Genomic DNA, 5,494 nt, shown 5'->3' with positions numbered 1-5,494 from the left:
TGCTCCGCGAATCAATGCGCCAGGTCTACCAGGAGCTCTGCCGCCTGCGCGACTGCTCGGCCATGGACAAGCGCCTCATCGCGAAGGTCGAGCTGCTGAGCGACCTTTTCGTCGGCATCGCCGGCGATGCTGAGTGCGGCGAACTCGAGAGGGAAGACGACCTGATTGCGGAGATGGAGCGTGAGTAGACGCTTTGCTGCTTCTTGGGGTGAAGTTGGCACCAGACCATACGGAGATACGGATAGATATGGCCTTTTATGGTTTAGACCTTTTGGATCGAATTTTTCGGTGCAGAAAGACCCTGCCGGGAAGAGCGCCTCTCCCGTCCCCTTGATGATGTACAGGTAGTGAGGGCTCCCTTTTCCGCAAAGGGACGAGTGCGATTTGCCAGTATCTTCCTTGCAGTTAGACCCTTCTCATTTCGGGAACGCTTCATTCCGTGTCTTGGCAACAGATGCAGGCAAAGATCACTTCACGGATGGTCTGTTTCATCGCTGCCTTCAATAACTTGCTAGTAACTCGTGCGCAAGACAGCGCTTTAGAGTTGTCAGCAGGTCAGGCCAATTTACCTTCACAGCGTGGGAGCTTAGCCTTTCGCGCTCGGGTCAACCCACTTAGAAATTCGCTGAGCACAGTATGCGGGCAAACAACTTGCATACTCAGCGATGACAGCCTTATGTGCAATGGCCTCAAACCGCAACATGTCGACGTCCGATGACCCCGATTCCCCCAAGATTGAAATGACTTCCTTTGCGACCATACGGTCGTCAAGCACGTTTTCGCAGAACATAGCTGCACGCGCACTGGAAACCCCATATTTGACCTTTCTTTGCAACAGGCAGAGATTGTCCAAGTTCTCCTCCGTTGCAAAAGCTGGATGCTGCTTGATGGCGTCAATGAGGCATGATATGAAATGGCTAAGGGAAAACCGGATGACTCCAGAAACGATGCCCTCGACTTTTGTAAGCCGAAACTTTCTGCTGGGCCTAAACGTATCGTTTAAATAGCTTGTGATTTGAGACACGTCACTGCCATCAATCCAGAGGGTGGTAGCGGCAGCAAGCATATGGCTGTCGAGGGGATGTGCTGCATCGGGATTTGGCAGAAGAAACGCGTTTGCTACTGAGTCGATATCTGAACAGCCGCCTTCGAGGAATTCGACACCTTCCTTAGATTCAATCCAGCCCGATAGCGAAGCCGCACTCCTTATCCCCGATTGCATCAGGTGACATAAAGATGCTTGGTCGGCATTAACGGTATCCAGAGACTCGTAAATCGCCTGGAAGAGCTTGAGGAGTCGTTCCTTCATCTCGTCATCGGAAGAGACATATGCGAATGTGGAAACGCATATGTTCATCACATCGTCTTCGCTTCCATCCGAGGACATAATCCCCGAAATGTAGCTTTCAATCGCTTCGAGAGGGCGCACCTTCATTGCTGATAGAGCGCGTGCACGCGCCCTGTCGCACCCTAAATTTATTTCGAAAGCATTTGTTAGCTCGTACTCCAGCTGAGGATCACCAATATGCTCCAGGATTGTGTTCAGTACGGATCGGCCGGAAAGGGTTCGGCGGGGATTCTTCTCTCTATCGAAAACATCTGTGAACAGGTTTAGTATGGCACTCTCGCACCGCTCTGTGTTCGATTCTTTCATGAGCTCAGAGTACATTCTGTTGCTGCTTGTCCTGCCAGTATCCTCTGCAACCAGAATGCTTCCCTCGCTGTATTTGCCGGATCTCGCTGTCCTCCCGATTAGATTCTGGAAATCCCTTGTACGTGGAGTTTCGTTTCCCCGACGTGCGCCAGTGACAATCAGGTACTTTATAGGCAGGTTTACGCCTTCCGCAAGCGTAGACGTGCACGCGATACATTTTGCAAGGCCACGCTCGACGGCGAACTCTACCGATTGGCGAATAGCACCCTGCAAGTCGCCGTAGTGAGGCAGCACTCCCGCACTGATTCCTGAGCTTAGTCCACTATCGTTTCCGTAATGGAGGCGGACTAGATTGGAAAGCCTCTCCAATTCCTCCTCAGATGCGGATGACTTCAGGTTCGGAAGGTCTGCTTCCCGATGGAGCAGATCATCCAATCGCTTAAATAACGGTTGTATCGAAATTTTCTTGGGAACGTAGATCGCACAAGCACCATTCGGAAGCAGCCTATTCGCGTAATAGATGGCAAGATCGCGAGCGTAATCCGCGTTCTTATTGCCCATTTCCGGGAAGTACCGCTGCTTAGTCTCTCTGCCTACTCGTTTCAGTGGCTGAGAAGTCAAATCGACTCGGACGAAGAAGTCTTCATTCGATATGTCGTCAGCTTCAACATATGAAACCCTTTTGCCCCTCTGCTGTATGAAGCCAACTGACTTATCAGTTACTTGGATATTTTCACCTATAGCAAGAAGGCTCGAATCGCCAAAAGCCCAGTTCGCAATCTCGTCAGCATTGGAAACAACTGCCGAGATAAGTACCTTCTGGGCATCAGGCTTCGCTCTAAATATTTCAGTGAGAAGAAGTTCGTAGCTAGGACCTCTCGATACGCTGTCCAGCAAATGAGCCTCATCGAATACGAACAGCCCGGCATCGTCTAGAAGAGGGGCGCTGTGATGGATTGCGTAGCCTAACTTCTCAGGGGTGAAAACCAGGACTTTTGGCCCACTCGAGCTTTGCTCCAACCACGAATCGACTTCCATTACGTCCGACGTCTGCCTGACATCCGCTATTCCCCTAAGGGCGGCCGATAAATCGCGCGAGATTTCGGAGCAAAGAGCACGTAGCGGCGCGACGACGACGGATAGGGTGCTTCTACCCGCGAGAATGCTTGACCGTAACAGCAGCTCGATGCTCTTCGTTTTGCCAGTTCCCGTAGGCAACTGCACAAAGGCATTTCCTCCGGAAAACACTCCTGCTCGCCCTATCTGCTGCTGTGCCTGCCACAGCAATTTTGGGAACGACGCCTGCGCTAGATAGGGCTTCCACTCTTCGAGCCCAATTTTGGTGTAGACGGGCAGAAGCGATCTTGTCGAGAATGAGAGTGAATCGAGAATCGAGACGTACAACACTCCGCCAAAGAAGAGGTCTTCGGGATTTGCGTCGGTACGTAGCGACGCCGCTTCCTCGATGACATCAGCTTCATCTACATCTCCGCCCTCTAAGTATTGCCCCAAGATACGTAGTTCTTCAGGGATAGGATTGCCGGGATTCAAAAGGTACGAGACAAAGCCGTGCAGGGTTCCGGCCCTTGTGCCGTAATAATCGGCGTTCTTGACCTTGCCGGCAGCGACTTTGGAGCTCCCATAGTTTCCTAGCAAGAAGTAGGTCGCCATAGCAAGCGTCCAATAGCCGTCGCTGAATTGAGCATTTCGGCCATCATTGGACGCGGCATCGTAGAAGGCCCCTGTCTTCTTCAAGTCCAGCAGAAGCTCCTTCCCGTTATTGCCGGATAGTCTGGCGTCGACGTACGACGACAAGGTCAATATCGATGAGTAATGCAGTTCGTCTGAATTCATCCCGAAGTCCGGGATAGCAGACGAGTCTACGAAGAATTCCGTAGCCTTTGCCTGCGCCTTCGCGTATTTTAATTCGCGGTCCGACCGTTCGCCGTAAATCATGATGTACACCTGTCGTAAATCTCATGTATCAAATCCATGAGATGCGATTTGTGAATGACGAAAACCGTTTCGCCTTCGGCGACACACAGGTCTGACGCGCTTAGCCCTTCTAGATGGCGTTCTGCATCGCCAATCCCAGCAATCGCGGCTATGGCAAAAGCTTCCTTGAAGGGGTGCTCGCTCGCATTCATGAATCGCTTTAACTCGCTCGAGGTGAGGACGTCTCCTGCGTCCAGGCTTCTCTTGCCATAGTACGCGAGCGTCATTGCAATTCTGCTCCGATCCTTAGGGGAGTCTTTTGCTGCATCTGAAATAGCGCCTTTGAGATCTGTGCTACTACTCCGGGATTTGACTTCAATCGCAAGTAGTTCATCGGACTTTGATGGGCTTGGCGGGTTCTTCATCTTGAAGGCAACGATATCGGTGCCATGTTCCGAGCTATTTTTGTCTGACCTACCATGCTGCTTGTAGCGAGGAACTTCATACCCCTCCACGAACTGGACCAAGTCGCTGATTACTATCTCGGCGAAATCCCCTGCTATGATCTGGGGGACATCCGGGATGACCTGCTCGCGAAGATACTCATTTTCTCCAATCTGGTAGAACTCAGAGTATTCGTGGAGCTCATCATCCCGGATGTAATGTCTTCGAATGTGTCGTGCCCATTCAACGAGTGCCGCATCATCTATTGAACCCTCTAGACGGAAACATTCTACGCTGCATCCTTCAATGGACACTTCATCTTCCCGGACCAGCCAATCAATAAAGCATGGGCGTGGGAGTTCCCTGATATTCGATTGGTTGATAGCAGTGTTTGCCAAAGTAACTCACGATTCCCTGCAATTGCCTAATCTAAATCCCAAGTTCCTTGCGGGCGGTGGCAATGATGTCGCTGCCTTGATGAAAGTCAGAGCTCACTCTGCTCGCCGGATCCATCGGCGCTGTGTGCTCGGTCAGGTACTGGAATAGGTCCTTAGCTTGGACGTTTTCGAGCACTCCATCTTCGCTCTCTCCGCCCAGGCGTATCTGCGTGACTGTCTTGGCCTTCTCGAGAACCTGCTGTTTACGGGGCATGACTTCACTCGCAAGCTTCTTACTGTTTGCCATCGAATAGCTCCTTGTTCGCGATGACCTCGTCAATGGCAAGCGACGTGATGAGAGCGGAGAGGCTCACGCATTTCTCCCGCGCAATCGTTTCCAGCGCCTCCTTGAGTTCCGGCGTCGCCGCGAAGATGATCCGCTCGGTCTTCTTTGCGCCGAGGACATGTTTCCTCAGCTCCTGTTCGCCCATCAGAGTCCGCCTCTTCCGGTCGTGTTCCTTTCATAAAAGTTATGAAAGATTTTACCACGGCGGAGTGAACACCGAATAGTGCCCAGTGCGTATGACGATAATCCCATCAACGTGCGGCTCAGCCTATTTCAGCACGGTGCACTATAGGACAAGCCAGAACCCTGGATGTAAGCCAATCGTCCCAGTCGAGAATCTCCATCTGAGGCCGGGGAGGGCTAGCATGACGTACACGGTGCCCGATACTGCCTCAGCATTCGGAATTCAGCATCGCTTCGCGCGCTGTGAGAATCGGACCAAGCAGTTTATGCAGTAGCACGTGTCAAGAGCGCGATGCCGTTGCGATTTCTGAAGATGCGAGCGATGACGCTGCTTTAGTTCTACCGGACTCGCCAACCCGCCTTCTGCGCCCACCTCCATGCACGGCTCCCCGGATAAACCACGTCGGGCGCTCCCTTCTCGACGCCTAAGCGCCCCACCCTGCTGAGTTCCCGGCCCCCCGACGCAGCCACCGCTGCGCATTCGCCATCCGACGCCCACTCAGGCAACGACATCCGACCCGCGAAGCGGAAACATGCCACCTTGGAGCCTCCGCC

The 5,494-nt window shown here is 52.6% G+C and carries 5 protein-coding genes; 1 reads left to right on the top strand and 4 read right to left on the bottom strand.

What is annotated here, in order from left to right; translation table 11 throughout:
* The coding region (locus NOV21_RS07755) for a hypothetical protein (RefSeq protein WP_283171791.1) at positions 1–188 on the top strand (188 nt) is incomplete at its 5' end.
* A gap of 398 nt (positions 189–586) precedes the next feature.
* Here the strand turns inward: NOV21_RS07755 and NOV21_RS07750 are convergent.
* From NOV21_RS07750 to NOV21_RS07735, 4 genes are read right to left on the bottom strand one after another with little or no spacing between them, the layout of a single operon-like run.
* Complete coding sequence (locus tag NOV21_RS07750; RefSeq protein ID WP_283171720.1) at positions 587–3,610, bottom strand: DEAD/DEAH box helicase; 3,024 nt, start codon at positions 3,608–3,610, stop codon at positions 587–589.
* The gene (locus NOV21_RS07745) at positions 3,607–4,431 is read right to left on the bottom strand and encodes a Hachiman antiphage defense system protein HamA (protein ID WP_418864788.1); all 825 of its coding nucleotides are present in this window, start codon (positions 4,429–4,431) and stop codon (positions 3,607–3,609) included. The genes NOV21_RS07750 and NOV21_RS07745 overlap by 4 nt, the downstream gene beginning before the upstream one ends.
* A gap of 31 nt (positions 4,432–4,462) precedes the next feature.
* A complete protein-coding gene (locus NOV21_RS07740; protein WP_283171722.1) occupies positions 4,463–4,717 on the bottom strand; it encodes a hypothetical protein in 255 nt (84 codons plus the stop codon).
* Positions 4,704–4,901, bottom strand: coding sequence for a hypothetical protein (locus NOV21_RS07735; RefSeq protein WP_283171723.1), 198 nt, complete (start codon positions 4,899–4,901; stop codon positions 4,704–4,706). The genes NOV21_RS07740 and NOV21_RS07735 overlap by 14 nt, the downstream gene beginning before the upstream one ends.
* Positions 4,902–5,494: the final 593 nt, after the last annotated feature.

The sequence above is a fragment of the Curtanaerobium respiraculi genome (assembly GCF_024609215.1).
Taxonomy (GTDB): domain Bacteria; phylum Actinomycetota; class Coriobacteriia; order Coriobacteriales; family Eggerthellaceae; genus Curtanaerobium; species Curtanaerobium respiraculi.
The sequence above is the reverse complement of the archived record's forward strand: the minus strand, read 5'-3'. Positions and strand labels throughout refer to the sequence as shown.